At 60.5% G+C, this 14,853-nt stretch carries 13 protein-coding genes; 3 read left to right on the forward strand and 10 right to left on the reverse strand.

Annotation, left to right across the window (positions count from 1 at the left end):
* Nucleotides 1–10 precede the first annotated feature (10 nt).
* The 4 genes from MVC20_RS02200 to fabD all read right to left on the reverse strand — a co-directional run bounded on the left by MVC20_RS02200 (nt 11) and on the right by fabD (nt 4,716).
* Nucleotides 11–2,299 (reverse strand): glycosyl hydrolase family 28-related protein, encoded by a 2,289-nt coding sequence (locus MVC20_RS02200; protein ID WP_297537996.1) that lies wholly within the window; start codon nt 2,297–2,299, stop codon nt 11–13.
* A 236-nt stretch (nt 2,300–2,535) separates the two neighbouring features.
* Complete coding sequence (locus MVC20_RS02205; protein WP_008282321.1) at nt 2,536–2,769, reverse strand: acyl carrier protein; 234 nt, start codon at nt 2,767–2,769, stop codon at nt 2,536–2,538.
* A gap of 229 nt (nt 2,770–2,998) precedes the next feature.
* A complete protein-coding gene (gene fabG, locus MVC20_RS02210; RefSeq protein WP_297537999.1) occupies nt 2,999–3,736 on the reverse strand; it encodes a 3-oxoacyl-[acyl-carrier-protein] reductase in 738 nt (245 codons plus the stop codon).
* A gap of 32 nt (nt 3,737–3,768) precedes the next feature.
* Nucleotides 3,769–4,716, reverse strand: coding sequence for an ACP S-malonyltransferase (fabD, locus tag MVC20_RS02215; protein WP_297538001.1), 948 nt, complete (start codon nt 4,714–4,716; stop codon nt 3,769–3,771).
* 194 nt (nt 4,717–4,910) lie between these two features.
* Between fabD and MVC20_RS02220 the strand changes: the two genes are divergently transcribed.
* Nucleotides 4,911–6,122: a cytochrome b/b6 domain-containing protein gene (locus MVC20_RS02220; protein WP_297538003.1), complete on the forward strand. Its 1,212-nt coding sequence runs from the start codon at nt 4,911–4,913 to the stop codon at nt 6,120–6,122.
* Here the strand turns inward: MVC20_RS02220 and MVC20_RS02225 are convergent.
* The 5 genes from MVC20_RS02225 to MVC20_RS02245 all read right to left on the reverse strand — a co-directional run bounded on the left by MVC20_RS02225 (nt 6,119) and on the right by MVC20_RS02245 (nt 9,655).
* Nucleotides 6,119–6,313 (reverse strand): Trm112 family protein, encoded by a 195-nt coding sequence (locus tag MVC20_RS02225; protein WP_297538005.1) that lies wholly within the window; start codon nt 6,311–6,313, stop codon nt 6,119–6,121. The genes MVC20_RS02220 and MVC20_RS02225 overlap by 4 nt on opposite strands.
* Nucleotides 6,310–6,957, reverse strand: a complete 648-nt coding sequence (locus tag MVC20_RS02230) for an LON peptidase substrate-binding domain-containing protein (protein ID WP_297538008.1) — start codon at nt 6,955–6,957, stop codon at nt 6,310–6,312. The genes MVC20_RS02225 and MVC20_RS02230 overlap by 4 nt, the downstream gene beginning before the upstream one ends.
* A 26-nt stretch (nt 6,958–6,983) precedes the next feature.
* Nucleotides 6,984–7,901 carry a co-chaperone YbbN gene (locus tag MVC20_RS02235; protein ID WP_297538010.1) on the reverse strand — a complete coding sequence of 306 codons (918 nt, stop codon included), beginning with the start codon at nt 7,899–7,901 and terminating at the stop codon, nt 6,984–6,986.
* A gap of 52 nt (nt 7,902–7,953) precedes the next feature.
* Nucleotides 7,954–8,742, reverse strand: a complete 789-nt coding sequence (locus tag MVC20_RS02240) for an exodeoxyribonuclease III (protein WP_297538012.1) — start codon at nt 8,740–8,742, stop codon at nt 7,954–7,956.
* A 226-nt stretch (nt 8,743–8,968) separates the two neighbouring features.
* Nucleotides 8,969–9,655 (reverse strand): response regulator transcription factor, encoded by a 687-nt coding sequence (locus tag MVC20_RS02245; RefSeq protein ID WP_297538014.1) that lies wholly within the window; start codon nt 9,653–9,655, stop codon nt 8,969–8,971.
* Nucleotides 9,656–9,828: 173 nt separating this feature from the next.
* On the opposite strand from MVC20_RS02245, the gene ribA reads away from it, so the two are divergent.
* Entirely contained in the window at nt 9,829–10,917 is a 1,089-nt protein-coding gene (gene ribA, locus MVC20_RS02250) for a GTP cyclohydrolase II (RefSeq protein ID WP_297538016.1), read from the forward strand.
* Nucleotides 10,918–10,931: 14 nt separating this feature from the next.
* Here the strand turns inward: ribA and MVC20_RS02255 are convergent, their stop codons facing one another.
* A complete protein-coding gene (locus tag MVC20_RS02255; RefSeq protein WP_297538018.1) occupies nt 10,932–12,539 on the reverse strand; it encodes a peptide chain release factor 3 in 1,608 nt (535 codons plus the stop codon).
* A 499-nt stretch (nt 12,540–13,038) separates the two neighbouring features.
* Here MVC20_RS02255 and MVC20_RS02260 point away from each other — a divergent pair, with 499 nt between their 5' ends.
* The gene (locus tag MVC20_RS02260) at nt 13,039–14,835 is read left to right on the forward strand and encodes a type I secretion protein (RefSeq protein WP_297538020.1); all 1,797 of its coding nucleotides are present in this window, start codon (nt 13,039–13,041) and stop codon (nt 14,833–14,835) included.
* The last annotated feature ends 18 nt before the right edge of the window (nt 14,836–14,853 follow it).

Below are 14,853 nucleotides of genomic sequence, written 5' to 3' on the forward strand. Positions count from 1 at the left end.
CGGCGCAGTATCAGAGCGGATCGTCGATCCGAACCCGCAACACCACCGAGCCCAGAACCGGGCTGGGCCATCGCAGGTTGATCCGGTCACGGTCCGGGCCTTGTTGCGCCTCGAAATAGGGGGTCGCATGGACAACGGCATTGGCCGAATTGCGCAGCGGGCCCGCAGGAATTACCGCCTCGACCGTCTGTGCCCAAGCGCCGAACGGCAAACGCGGCGCCGGGGTGACGACCCAAGTGGCGCTTGGGCTGTCCTCGGTGTGCTGCATTACCAGCGGATTTGCGACAGGAATGTCGATGTTGTGAAAGCTGTTGTCGGCAAAGGTGACATTGCGCACCCGGTCATAGTTCAAATCAGCAAAACTGGTATCGCCCGTCTCGACCCGCGTAATGGTACCGATCGCGCGGAACGTATTGCCGGTGACGGTCAAGCCATCAATGAAATGCCCCGGCCCGTGCGGCTTGACCACGATATAGGTGAACCACGGCGCCATATTGCCAGCGAGAAAGACATTGTCGGTGATGCTCAGCGCACTGAACGAAAACTCGCTCGCAAACTCGGGTTCTGCATCATGCTCGTTCACCCATTCGATAAAGCAGTTGTCGATGTAGTTGCCGCTGATGCTGCCGCGATTGTTGATCCGGGTCAGAACGAACCCCGCAACACGCGCGCCTCCTTGCGAACTATCGCCCTGAAACACATGATTGCCGGAGATCAACGAGCTGCTCCCCGCCAGCACGGCGAAATGCCGAAAGAGCACGCTGCGATTGTCGCGGATCTTGAGGTCATTGGCATTGGCATTGAACGCGATGCTGCGCCGCTCGGTTGACAAAAGCGGCCCTTCGTCCGAAATGAACTGACAGCGGTCGATCATCATACCCTGATCCCCCTCGCCGTGGCTGGTGATGCCGCGATCCTTGGGGCGGGTAAAGAAACAGTCGCGGAAATGATTGGCCGAGCCCTGCGGTGGCAACAGCACCCCGCTGCAATCGCCGGTGCATTGAAAATCGACCTCGGAAAAGACCATGCGCGAGACATCGCCAAATCCACTGAAATCCAGCAGGTATTTGAACCGCCGGAACGTAAAGACCTGAGTACCCGCCGCGTCAAACAACGGCTGGCTGATATCAAGCCTCTGAGCCGCCTCATTCTTTGCGGTTACATAAACCTCCCGGCCCACGCCATTGCCTTCGATCAGCGCGCCCACGGGAATATTGGCCACGTTGACCACATTGGTCAGATGTCGGGGGTCAGCAATGTCATAGCTGGCTTGTGAGGTCACCACATCGGTCGTCCAGGCAGGGCCACCCTGGATCGTGAACTGGCCATTCTGGATCACATGGCGCTGATTATAGGTGGTGCGGTTACCCACGGCTGCCGCCATGTCAACGGGCGCGCGCAGCACAACCTTGCGCCCTGCCAGATCAAGCGTGACGTGACCGGGATTGTTCAAAAGCGCCTGATAGGCCTTTTTGAAGGCAAGCTCGCTGTCGCCGAACGCGTCGATATACGCGGGCAGATCGTAGTTTTTGGTCAGGGCCAGAATGGCCGCGTCGGGCATGACGAGCGTGCCCTCGAACCGGATGCGGTTTTGGAGCGTGGTGCTCTGCCCAAGGAAATACTCGCCTGCGGGAACAATGATCTCGCGGCCCCCGGCAGCGGTATCGGCGGCCTCGAAAGCGGCATGATCATCCGTCACCCCATCGCCAATTGCGCCGTAGTCGCGCACATCAACCGTGCTTATGACATCCCGCAGGAAAAAGCGGCTGACATCCTCAATGATGATGTCATCAATGCGCACCACGCCCCCGCTTGGCCCGGTCAGATCAAGCCCGAAATGGCCGAAAATAGCTGCGCGCCCCCACGGCATGTCCACACCCGTGCGGCTGCCCGTGCCAACGATGGCCGTCACCTCGACCACCGCACCATATGTGGTCAGCGCGACCGCCGGCCCGCTCACCGTGACATCAGGCACGGCAACGCCCCCTGCCCCACCTGCAAATGCGGCGATACGCACACTGGGCAGATTGCCGGAGATCGCCTTGATCCGCGCCCGGACTTGCAGATAGCATCCAGGCAAGATCGGCGTTTCACCCATGTAGCGCAGACGCTGGACGGTTTCCGTCTTTTGCAGTTCCAGCGCACCGCCAAAGTCCTGATCTGCGGGCACAAAGGCCGCATCGGCAGCATTGGCGTATGTGTCGGCCCCCGGTCGCCCGTCCGCGCGCGACCATTGGTCCAGACCGTTTGCAAAGGGTTGCGGCATGAAAACGATGCCGTCGGTGATTGCCTTGTTCATGGAGATCCCTTTCCTGTTGCCGCGCCGCATGCGTGCTGCCCTTGGCCAAAGAGTTGGGCCAGAGCGATGGGAAAGGGATGTATCAACGGACCGTTAACGGGATGTCATGGCACCGTCACGGTGCCCGACAACGGCAGACCGGCGATCTGTCACACGCGATTGTGAAACGTATCGGGGAACAAACGGAAAGAGCCCTGCCGAATGGCAGGGCTCTTGATTGGCGCATCAGCGCGAAATCAGGACGCTTCGGTGATGAACTTGACCGCGTCGCCAAAGGTCTGGATCGTATCCGCCGCGTCATCGGGGATCTCGATGCCGAATTCTTCTTCGAATGCCATGACCAGTTCGACCGTGTCGAGGCTGTCCGCACCGAGATCGTCGATGAAAGAGGCTTTGTCGACGACTTTGTCCTCTTCAACGCCCAGGTGTTCCACAACGATTTTCTTAACGCGGTCTGCGATATCGCTCATGTCTTGTTCCTCGTTTTGTCTTGGGCTGTTTTGCCCGTTGTCTGCCCCCGCCCAAGCCGGGAAGTGGCGATGGTTTTGCCCAATGGGCGGTTCTCGACTACCTGAATACACAGGCCACCGGGAGAATCCGCATATCCCTCCGGCTGATCTCGGTGGCCTATAGCATATGCGCCGACAATGGCAAATGCTTTCACTCAGCCCAGATGGACCAGAAGGATCAAGCGCTCGTTCAATACATCGACATGCCGCCATTCACATGCAGCGTGGCCCCGGTGACATAACCTGCTTCGGGGCTGGCAAGATAGAGCACGGCGGCCGCGATTTCCTCGGATGTGCCCATCCGGGCCATCGGGATCTGAACATTAAGCGCGGCCTTCTGCTCGTCATTGAGCTTTTCGGTCATCGGCGTGGCGATAAAGCCCGGTGCCACGACATTGGCCGTAATACCCCGGCTGGCCACCTCGGCGGCGATGGATTTTGTCATCCCCACAAGCCCCGCCTTGGCAGCGGCATAATTGACCTGTCCGGGATTGCCGCTCGATCCCACGATCGAACCGATGTTGATGATCCGCCCCCACCGGGCCTTCATCATCGGGCGCACAGCGCCTCGGCAAAGTCGCATCGCCGAAGTCAGGTTGACGTCCAACACATCATGCCAGTCCTTGTCGGACATTCGCATGAAGAGCTGGTCTCGGGTGATACCCGCATTGTTGACAAGAATATCGAGACTGCCCATGGCAGCAATTGCGTCCTTGGTCAGCGCCTCGACCGCCTCAGCATCGCCGAGGTTGCAGGGCAACACATGCGCGCGGTCGCCCAATTCCGCCGCGAGCGTTTCCAACGGCTCAACCCGCGTTCCGCTCAGTCCGACAGTTGCGCCTGCGCCATGCAATGCCCGCGCAATCGCCGCACCGATGCCGCCCGATGCCCCGGTCACAAGCGCAGATTTCCCTGTAAGATCAAACATATTAAGTCCTTCCTTGGTAAGCGATACGCGGATCAGTACGCCACGAGTCTTGCGGTTGCTGCCGCAACCTCGTCCGGCGATCCAATCGAGCGGCATGCGATGTCGCGTGCGATGCGGCGCACCATACCCGAGAGTGCCTTGCCCGCGCCGATTTCCCAGATCTCGGTGACGCCCTGCGCTTCCATGTATTGCACCGACTCACGCCACCGGACAGAGCCCGTGACCTGTTCAACCAAAAGCGCGCGGATCTCCGCCGGGTCCGTCACGGCCTGCGCGCGCACATTGGCCACAAGCGGCACCACCGGCGCCTGGATCGTGACATCCGCAAGGGCTTGGGCCATCACCTCGGCGGCAGGCGCCATGAGCGCACAGTGAAAAGGCGCACTTACGGGCAAGAGCATCGCGCGTTTCGCGCCGCGTGCCTTGGCCAATTCCACGGCCCGCTCGACGGCCCCCTTGTGGCCCGAAACCACCACCTGAGCAGGGTCATTGTCATTGGCGGCCTGACAGACTTCGCCTGCAGCGGCCTCTTGCGCCACATCGCGAGCCGTTTCGAAATCCAGACCCAAGAGCGCAGCCATCGCGCCGACGCCCACCGGCACGGCCTGTTGCATCGCCTGCCCCCGGATGCGCAAGAGACGCGCGGTATCGGCCAGACTGATTGCGCCGGCCGCCGCGAGCGCCGAATATTCGCCCAAGGAATGCCCCGCCACATGGCTTGCACCCTTTGAGAGGGCCACGCCTTCGGCCTCCAGCGCGCGGAGCGCAGCAATCGAGGTGGCCATCAGCGCCGGTTGCGCATTCTCGGTCAGAGTAAGGCTCTCTTGCGTGCCTTCCCAGATCAGCGCCGACAGCTTTTGCCCAAGCGCCTCGTCCACCTCATCGAACACCGCGCGCGCCGCCGGATAACTTGCGGCCAAATCCGCGCCCATGCCGATCACCTGCGCGCCCTGCCCCGGAAAAACGAATGCTCTGCTCATGGCCTGCCCCTCCCTTGAAAAGTGTCCTCCGATACATCGGCGCGCTGGCCAAAGCAACGTATTTGCCCAATTTTGCCGAAGGTTGCACCGCCTTTCAGCAGGCACGCAAAGACGCAGAGGCCCTGTGCATGGGCGATGATTGCGCCCGTGCCATATGCCGCTAGAGTAGCGCTGCAACCATGAGGACATTCGCGATGCCACGCACCAATTCCGCCACCAGCTACGGCAGTGTCGCCAAGAGCTTTCATTGGCTCACCGCGCTCTTGATCCTGTCGAATCTGCCATTGGGCTGGTATGCGACAGAGGTCGCAGAGGCGGTGGCAACATCCCCGACAGAGCCGTTGATCGCACGGGCTACTTTCCTGTTTTCACTCCACAAAACGCTTGGTGTGGCGATTTTCTTCGTAGCGCTCGCACGTATCCTCTGGGCTCTGTCGCAGCCCAAACCCGGATTGCTCAACGGCGATCGCGGGATCGAGGCCTGGGCCGCAGAAACCGCACATTGGTTACTCTATGGCTCCTTGGTGCTGGTCCCGCTCTCGGGCTGGGTGCATCATGCTGCAACCTCTGGTTTTGCGCCGATCTGGTGGCCCCTGGGGCAGTCCCTGCCGCTGGTGCCCAAATCTGAAACGCTCTCGGCCCTCGCCTCGACCTTGCATTTTGTGTTTGTGCTGGTGTTGGTCGCAACGATTGCCGCACATGTGGGCGGCGCGCTCAAGCATCACCTCCTGGATGGCGACGCCACGCTGCGCCGGATGTTGCCCGGGCGCATCGACGCGATTCCCACCGCACGCCAACCCAATCACATCCTGCCCATGGTGGCCGCTGTGGCGGTCTGGCTCGGAACGCTGGGGGGCGCTGCGGCGCTTGGCTGGTTCGGTAGCGCCGAGGATGGACCCGCCACGCTGGCGGCCGTCGAGAGCGATTGGCAGGTCGAAAGCGGCCAATTGCAGATCACAGTGCAACAATTGGGCTCCGCCGTGACCGGCAGCTTTGGCGAATGGACCGCCGAGATCGCCTATTCGGAAACTCCGGATGCAGATGGCATACACGGCGATGTCACCGTGACGATCAGCATCGCCTCGCTCTCGCTTGGTTCGGTCACACAACAGGCGATGGGGGCGGATTTCTTCAACACGACCGAGTTCCCAACCGCCGTTTTTGCGGCCGATCTGATGGGCACCGATAGCGGCCCGGTGGCGCGCGGCACGCTGACCATCCGCGATCAATCCGTGCCGGTCGAGATGCCTTTCGATCTGACCATCACAGGCGATAATGCCACGGCAAAAGGCACGCTCGCCTTGGACAGGCGCAACTTCAATATCGGTAACGGTGTAAAAGACGAGAAGTCGCTCGGTTTCGGGGTCGATGTCAGCTTCGACCTGACCGCCGTGCGTGCGCCTTAATCAAGGCTGCGCGCTTCGTCGATAAGCATGACCGGGATGCCGTTGCGGATCGGAAAGGCAAGGCTGGCGGCGCGGCTAATCAATTCCTGCGCCGCGGCATCATACTCGAGCGTGCTGTGGGTCTGCGGGCAGATGAGCGCCTCGAGCATTCGCCGGTCAAAGGCTGAAGGCGGCGACATATCATTCGTCATTGCATCATATCCTCATTGTCGCCGCCACGCAGCACATATTCGATCAATGTCACCAGCGTCTCGCGCCGTGTGCTGAGCGAAGGGGCCTCGAGCAGAGCCTGCTTATCCTCGGGCTCGAACCCCAAGAGCATAGAGAGCGAATTGATGAGCAGCTCATCCTCTGCCTCTTTCAGCGAATCCCAATCGGTCTGAAGATCGCGCGCCTCGAAATAGCGCGCGAGCAGTTTGAGAAACGCGCGCCGGTCGAAACCGGGGTCATTGTCCACTGGCCCCAAATCGCGCTCAAACCCGCTCCATGATACGCGCGCCCGGCGATAGGGTGTAAATCCCTCTACCTCTTCCAGCACGCGAAAGCGCGACAGGCCGGTGAGCGTGATCATGTAGCGCCCATCCTCGGTCTCCGAGAATTGCGTGACGCGCCCGACACAGCCGATGGCATGCAGCCCGGTGCCTCCTTCGCGCCCCGGAACACGGTTGGGCTGGATCATTCCGATCAGCCGCCCCGGCGTTTTGATCGCATCTTCGAGCATAGCCAGATAACGCGGCTCGAACAGATGCAGTGGCAGGCGCGAGCGCGGCAACAAGAGCGCACCGGACAGCGGAAAGACGGGAATGATCTCAGGAAGATCGAGCGTATGTGTCATGCCGCTAACCTAGCCCGTGCAAGGGTTCAGGCAAATATCATCGAGCTCAATTTTCGCCGCCCGCTCAACAGGACCGGATCATTCGGTTTGAGAGCCTCAAAGATGGTGAAAAGCTGGGCCTTGGCCGCGCCGTCGTTCCACTCGCGATCCCGACGGAACAATTCAAGCAATTCATCCACCGCCTCTTGCGCCTGCCCATTGGCATAGAGCGCCTGTGCCAGATCGAAACGCGCCTGCGGGTTTGCCGGATCGGCATCGACCGCAGCCCGCAACTCGTTTACTGGTCCTGCATCCTGTGCCTGACGTGCCAGTGCCAATTGCGCATGGACCGCGTCAATCTCGGCGGCATGGCTGATCTCGGCCGGGGCACCGTTCAGGATCGCTTCGGCCTGATCAAGCTCGCCCAATGCGATATGCGCCCGCGCAAGGCCCGCGTAGCCACGCGCATTCACCGGATCCTCTTGCAGGATTGCGGCATAGGTTTGGGCTGCATCGGCCACAGCGCCGGTCTCTAGCATTTCATCGGCGGCATCCAATGCCTCGTCCAGTCCATCATCTGCCGCACCGCCCGCCGCAGCGATCACGCGCGCGACAAAGGCCTCGACCTCGGACGGGGGCAAGGCCCCCTGAAACCCGTCAATCGGCTGACCCTGCCAAAAGGCGTAGACCGTTGGAATCGACTGTACCCGCATCTGGCCCGCAATCATCTGGTTCTGATCGACATTGACCTTTGCCATTTTGACTGCGCCCTTGGCGCGGCTCACGGCCGCCTCAAGCGCCGGGCCGAGGGTCTTGCAGGGGCCACACCACGGCGCCCAGAAATCAACGATGACCGGCACGGTTTGCGACGCGTCCACGACATCCGCCATGAAGCTGGCTTCGGACACATCCTTGATCAGGTCGTCCGCCCCGGGGGCGCTCTTGGTTTTACCCAGTTCCAGCATGTTCAGCCTCCTTCAGAGATTTGCCCCCTATATGTGGGCGCGGCGGGCGGTGTCAAAGATCAAATGTTGCAAAGACCGGGGCGTGATCCGAAGGTTGCTCCCATCCCCGTGCCGCGCGCAGGACACGGCTGGAATGCGCGGCCCGAGCAATGTCGTCACTGGCCCATACGTGATCCAATCTGCGCCCCTTGTCTGCTGCGTCCCAATCGCTCGCGCGGTAGGACCACCAGCTATAAAGCGGTCCGTCGGGAATATCGGCACGGGTCACGTCCTGCCAGCCGCCCGCCACCATGACATCGCTCAGATGCTCTACCTCGATCGGCGTGTGGCTTACGATCTTGAGCAGTTGCTTGTGATTCCAGACGTCATCCTCACGCGGGGCGATGTTGAGATCCCCAACGAGGATCGCCTTTTCAGGGCGGCTGTCGCGAAACCAGTCCCGCATCCCGGTGAGGTAATCGAGTTTCTGGCCAAACTTGTCATTCACGCTGCGGTCAGGCACGTCGCCCCCGGCCGGGACGTAAAAGTTATGGATCACGACACCATTCTCGAGTCGGGCCGCAACATGCCGGGCGTGGCCCAGATCTGCGAAATCCATGTCGCCCGCATCCTCAAGCGGCAGCTTCGAGAGGATCGCGACACCGTTATAGCCCTTTTGTCCGCGTGCCACGACATGGCCATACCCAAGCTCGGCAAAAGCCGCGAGCGGCATCTTGTCCACCGGGCTCTTGCATTCCTGAAGGCATAGAATGTCCGGCCCTTCTTCCTGCATCAGCCGCGCCACCAGCCCTTCGCGCAGTCGCACCGAATTGATGTTCCATGTTGCGAGGGTAAAGGGCATCTGGCGTCTCCTGTGCGGTTCGCCCGGACAGTAGAGCGATGCGTCCGCGGTTTCCAGCCGCTATTGTCCCGGATCACACCACACCCCAGACAAAAGAAACCCCGGCACAGGGGCCGGGGCAGTCCAACAGGGAGGTTCATGTGTGTAACCGCACACATCACGGATGATAGCAGATTAAACCTGATCCGCAGATACGACTTTGATCTTGGTCAAGATATCGTGCCTTTTAGACCACAAGTCGGTAGCCGCCCGATTCCGTGACCAGTAGCCGCGCATTACCGGGATCGGGTTCGATTTTCTGCCGCAGCCGGTAGATATGAGTCTCGAGCGTGTGGGTCGTGACCCCCGCGTTATATCCCCAAACCTCGTGCAAGAGGATGTCGCGTGGCACCACACCTTCGGTCGCACGATACAGATATTTAAGGATATTTGTTTCCTTCTCCGTCAACCTTACCTTGCGCTCGTCATCGGTGATCAGCATCTTCATTGCCGGCTTGAACGTATACGGCCCCAGCTGGAAAACGGCATCCTCCGATTGCTCATGCTGGCGCAATTGCGCGCGTATGCGCGCCAAGAGCACCGGGAACTTGAAGGGCTTGGTGATATAGTCATTGGCCCCGGCATCGAGGCCCAGGATGGTATCGGCATCGCCGTCATGCCCTGTCAGCATCAGAATCGGTGCCTTGATTCCCTGCTTGCGCATCAGGCGGCACAGTTCGCGCCCATCCGTATCGGGCAGCCCCACATCGAGGATCACGAGATCATAGATCATATCCTTGACCTTGCTCATCGCTGAGGCACCGCTTGACGCCTCGAACACGTCGAAGTCCTCGGTCATGACCAGTTGCTCGCCAAGCGCTTCGCGCAGGTCGTCATCGTCATCCACGAGCAGGATCTTTTTGAGTTGTGCCATATCGGGTTCCTCTTTCTTTGTCCGACCATGCGGCACAAGCGGCGAAGCGGCAAGATATGCAACATTCCCCTCACGTCCTAGTGTTGCAACGCGAGCATTTCTTTCCATTCATTACAAAAGACTATATCACTGTCAGACTATAACGCTGTCAGGCTGACAGACAGGAGCCCCCCATGAGCCTTGCCCCGGACCTCACTGAAATTGCCGCACGCGCACGCAGTGACCTGCGCATGGGCGTGCCCGTGGTGCTGCGTGGGCCGGAAGGGGCAGCGCTGATCATGGCGGCGGAAACGCTCGAGGCACAAAGATTGGCGGATTTGCGGGCCTTGGGTGGCGCACCGGTTCTGGCGATTACCGCGCGCCGTGCCGCCACGCTCAAGGCACGGGCCTATGATGGTGATATTGCGCGGGTGATCGTGCCGCCCGACGTGTCGCTCAGCTGGATCATCGCCGTGGCCGATCCCGCGGACGATCTCAGAACCCCGATGAAGGGCCCCCTGACATCCGAACGTGGTGGCCCGGTCGATCTGCACCGGCTGGCCATCGGCCTGGTGAAATCCGCGCGGCTCTTGCCTGCCGCATTGGTGATGCCGTTGACCGAGGGCGCGGAATTTGCCCGCCGCCACGGGCTCACCCTGCTCGACACAGCTGCGGCCCCGCAGCTCGAGATGACAAGCCCGCTGCATCCGGTCGTCAGCGCGCGCCTGCCGCTTTCCGTGTCCGAGGCGGGGCGGCTGCATATCTTTCGCCCCGAAGATGGCGGCGAGGAACATTACGCCATCGAGATCGGCCAGCCCGATCGCAACGCGCCCGTTCTGGCGCGGCTGCACTCCGCCTGTTTCACCGGCGATCTGATGGGAAGCCTCAAATGCGATTGCGGCCCGCAACTGCGCGGAGCACTCGCACAGATGGGGGCCGAAGGGGCTGGCGTGCTGCTCTACCTCAACCAAGAGGGGCGCGGCATCGGCCTTGCCAACAAGATGCGTGCCTACAGCCTGCAGGATCAGGGCTTCGATACGGTCGAGGCCAATCATCGTCTGGGCTTTGAGGATGACGAGCGCGATTTTCGCATTGGCGCGCGCATCCTGTCGCTGATGGGGTTTTCTTCGGTGCGCCTCTTGACCAACAACCCGGCCAAGATCGCGATGATGGAACAGAACGGCATCAAGGTGATCGAGCGCGTGCCGCTGAAACTGGGCGAAAACGCCCATAACCACGGCTACCTTGCGACCAAGGCCGCAAAATCGGGGCATCTGCTCTAGGTCGGGCGGGCCGCCTAGACCATCATTTCCTTGGTCGCCGTCAGCGTGACATCGGGGTAATCCCGCGCAACGCGATCAATGTCCCATTGCAGGCGCGTCAGATAGACGATGTCGCCATCATGATCATGGGCGATGTGCTGCTTGTTGGCAGCGGTGAATTTCTCGACCGCCAGCTTGTCGCCCGATACCCACCGTGCCGAGGTGAATTGTGATCCCTCAAAGCGCACCGGCAGGCCATACTCCAGCTCGATCCGGCTGGCCAGCACCTCGAATTGCAGTGCGCCCACGACGCCCACGATGAAACCCGAGCCGAACGCCGGTTTAAAGACCTTGGCGGCCCCTTCTTCGGCGAATTGCATCAGCGCCTTTTCCAGATGCTTGGCCTTCATCGGGTCGCCCGCGCGGGCCTGTTGCAGCAGTTCCGGCGCAAAGGACGGTATGCCCGTGACGCGCAGCGCCTCACCTTCGGTCAGCGTATCACCGATGCGCAACTGACCGTGGTTCGGAATGCCGATGATATCACCGGCCCATGCCTCTTCTGCCAGTTCCCGATCCGCCGCCAGGAACAGCACTGGCGCAGATACCGTAATCGGCTTCTTCGAGCGCACATGCGTGAGCTTCATACCGCGTTTGAAGTGCCCCGAGGCGAGTCGGACAAAGGCCACGCGATCGCGATGCTTGGGGTCCATATTGGCCTGAACCTTGAAGACAAAGCCGGTCACGGCGGTCTCTTCTGGCGCAATCGCGCGCGGGCTGGCCTTTTGCACCTGCGGTTCGGGGCCATAGGTGCCGATGCCCTCCATCAGCTCCTTGACGCCAAAGGAGTTGATCGCGGAGCCGAACCAGATGGGCGTCATATGCCCCTCCAGCACCGATTGCGGATCGAGCGCGGGCAAGAGTTCGCGCGCCATCTCGATCTCTTCACGCAGCTTGACGATCAGGTTGGCGGGAACATGCGCGGCCAGCTTTGGATCGTTCAACCCGTCGATCTTGATCGATTCCGCCACCTTGTTGCGGTCGGCACGGTCCATCAGTTCGAGCCGGTCATTGAGCATGTCGTAACAGCCGACAAAATCGCGGCCCATGCCGATAGGCCAGCTTGCGGGGGTTACATCAATGGCAAGGTTCTGCTGGATCTCGTCGATGATCTCGAACGTATCGCGCGCCTCGCGGTCCATCTTGTTGCAGAAGGTCAGGATCGGAAGATCGCGCAGACGGCATACCTCAAAGAGTTTCTGGGTCTGGCTCTCCACCCCCTTGGCCCCGTCGATCACCATCACAGCCGCATCGACGGCGGTCAGTGTTCGATAGGTATCCTCGGAAAAATCCGAGTGGCCGGGCGTATCCACGAGATTGAAGCGAAAGCGGCCAAAGTCGAAAGACATGGCCGAAGCCGAGACCGAAATGCCCCGGTCCTTTTCCATCTGCATGAAGTCAGAGCGCGTGCGCCGCGCCTCGCCCTTGGCGCGCACTTGCCCGGCCATCTGGATGGCGCCCCCATAAAGGAGGAACTTTTCGGTCAAGGTCGTCTTGCCCGCATCGGGATGCGAAATGATCGCAAAGGTGCGGCGGCGGGCAATCTCTGCAGGCAGATCGGGGCGGTTTGAAAGGGTGTCCAACATGGGGCCGGATATAGAGGGGTGGCAGAGGCGGTGCAATATGGGCTGTTAGGGGATGTCACCCGAGTCGCGCGGCACCGCAAGTCGGGAAAACAAGGCCATTGACCCCGGTGATTCCCTTGCCTCCCCAGGCCCCTGCGCGAAAGCGGCGTGTAAATATGTCTCACCGGACCCTCTTGGCTCGCTCGTGCTCACCAAGAGGCTCAAATCGCGCGGTTTAGGATAATTGGCCTGATTTTCCAGCATAATTTGTGCAGCGGCAGTGTGCGTGCCGTCGGTCCCGCCGCGCGAAGGGACAAGAAAATGCAACAATCAGACCAAACTCGGAAACATGGTTAACACCCTATCCAGAAGCATCGGCTATCCGGCCGAATAGTATCTTAAATCCCTGTTTTCCTTAGAAATTCCATTAACTGCCAGAGTTATGCGCTGCCCTGATCAGGCACCATCCACACCGATGAACAGCGTCCTCTGGCGGCACGATTGGATACCGGGGGTTAGAATGTCATTCACGATTTCAGCGGGTTATCTGTCCGATACGACCTTTTCACAGGCTCACTTCGGCGCCAACTCGCTTGCTCTGCGTGACCGAGTCGGGGAAGACGGTACGTATGACAACGTTGCGCGCGCGCTCGGCGTTGAACATGTCCGCTATCCCGGCGGCAGCCTCACCGAATATTACTTCGACATCCGCAACCCGGACAGCGATGTCGCGGTGAATTCCGAAACCGGCGAGCAAACCTCATTCCTGCCAATCAGCGATGCACTCGGCTTTGCCGAAGAGGAAGGGATCGCTGTCACGATCGTGCTGCCCACCCGGCATTTCCTGAGCGACGAGGTGGACGACAATGGTAATCGCCTGCCCGATATCGACGAAGCGGCCCTGCGCGGGTTCCTGCGCGACGTGTTCGACGGACGTTACGGCGCGCCCGATATTCAAGCCATCGAGATCGGCAACGAATACTGGGGCAGCGGAGGCATGAACACCTTTGAATATGGCCGCCTCTCGTCGAAAATGGCCGTTATCATCAAGGACGAGATCCGTCATCACCCCGACGCCGAACATCTGTCAGAAACCGACATTCTGGTTCAGATGGGCACGAACTACGGTCAGTTCGCCCTGTCGAACCTGTTCACGGGATCTGGCGAAGAGCAACTTGCCGAACTGAATGACGCCTATGGTCTGAACCTGTCAGAAGAAGAATACATCTATTCCTCCGGTCATGTGGCCTGGGCCAAGGTTGCCAATGCCGTTATCTTGAGCGAATTCGACACCAGCGCGGAACAAAGCGCCATCGACGGCGTCGTTGCCCATATCTATTCCAAAGGTGCGGACACGCCCAACAGCCGGTATTTCGAACTGTCGCAGATTGCCGATACCTGGCTCAAGGAAATGCCGGGGCTGGACATCTACGCGACCGAATGGAACCTCAAGCGCTCGGTGTCCGATGACCCGCAAGAAGAGTTCGGCCTCAAGCAAGCCCATGAAATGCTCAATGTCCTCGAGGCGTTTTCCTGGGGTGGGGTCGATGCCGCGCATGTCTGGCCGCTTCAGATGAACAGCCGCACCGGCCTGGCCGATGGCGAAGGCGATGCAGACATCCGTGTGCCCGGCGAAATGTTTCGCATGATGAACGAAACCCTGCCCGGCACCCGCCCCCTCGGCCTCGCCGGCAGCGAGGGGCGCGAAACGGAATTGTCCGGCGAAACGGCAGATGTGCACGTATTCTATGCCCCTGACCGTCTGGTTACTTTCGTTGTCTCCACCAGCGATACCGAAACAGAAGAAGTGGTCGACTTCATGAACATCCTGCGGGATGTGGGTGATGTTGAAATCACACGCCTCGGTGTGGCCGAAGGCGAAAACCCGAGCGAATCCACCGCAGAGCCGGTCGTGACAACCGAGAACGCCGAAAACCTCATTCAGGACGGCATCCTGATCGCTGAACTGGCACCTCACGAGATTCTCATGATCGAGATGACCAACCCGGTCTTCACCGCCGCACTGGCCCGTATGGTCGCGGACACTGACGACACGTCTGACGATTTCGACGTGCAAACGTTAGACGCGCCCACCACGGACAATGTCGTGAGTTTCGAAGATTTCCTTCGCATCGACACGTCGGCATTCGCCAGCAACGACAGCGTGATTCCGATGATCGAGCCCGACGAGGACACCGAGGACAGCCCAACCCCGGCCCCCGGCGCCTCTGACGGCGGAGACAGCGGCGGTGGCGGCGATTTCGGCTTTGGAGCCTTGGCGCTCGCGTTCTTGCCGATCCTTCTCTTGGCGGCCTGATCCGGGATCCCGCCGCGC

This window comes from Roseovarius sp. (assembly GCF_027019125.1).
Classification (GTDB): Bacteria; Pseudomonadota; Alphaproteobacteria; order Rhodobacterales; family Rhodobacteraceae; genus Roseovarius.

Coding starts and splice junctions, on each gene's coding strand:
- MVC20_RS02200 (WP_297537996.1), bottom strand. CDS start 2,299: ATGAACAAGGCAATCACCGACGGCATCGTTTTCATGCCGCAACCCTTT.
- MVC20_RS02240 (WP_297538012.1), bottom strand. CDS start 8,742: ATGCCCTTTACCCTCGCAACATGGAACATCAATTCGGTGCGACTGCGC.
- MVC20_RS02230 (WP_297538008.1), bottom strand. CDS start 6,957: ATGACACATACGCTCGATCTTCCTGAGATCATTCCCGTCTTTCCGCTG.
- MVC20_RS02205 (WP_008282321.1), bottom strand. CDS start 2,769: ATGAGCGATATCGCAGACCGCGTTAAGAAAATCGTTGTGGAACACCTG.
- fabD (WP_297538001.1), bottom strand. CDS start 4,716: ATGAGCAGAGCATTCGTTTTTCCGGGGCAGGGCGCGCAGGTGATCGGC.
- MVC20_RS02260 (WP_297538020.1), top strand. CDS start 13,039: ATGTCATTCACGATTTCAGCGGGTTATCTGTCCGATACGACCTTTTCA.
- MVC20_RS02235 (WP_297538010.1), bottom strand. CDS start 7,901: ATGCTGGAACTGGGTAAAACCAAGAGCGCCCCCGGGGCGGACGACCTG.
- MVC20_RS02255 (WP_297538018.1), bottom strand. CDS start 12,539: ATGTTGGACACCCTTTCAAACCGCCCCGATCTGCCTGCAGAGATTGCC.
- ribA (WP_297538016.1), top strand. CDS start 9,829: ATGAGCCTTGCCCCGGACCTCACTGAAATTGCCGCACGCGCACGCAGT.
- MVC20_RS02225 (WP_297538005.1), bottom strand. CDS start 6,313: ATGACGAATGATATGTCGCCGCCTTCAGCCTTTGACCGGCGAATGCTC.
- MVC20_RS02220 (WP_297538003.1), top strand. CDS start 4,911: ATGCCACGCACCAATTCCGCCACCAGCTACGGCAGTGTCGCCAAGAGC.
- fabG (WP_297537999.1), bottom strand. CDS start 3,736: ATGTTTGATCTTACAGGGAAATCTGCGCTTGTGACCGGGGCATCGGGC.
- MVC20_RS02245 (WP_297538014.1), bottom strand. CDS start 9,655: ATGGCACAACTCAAAAAGATCCTGCTCGTGGATGACGATGACGACCTG.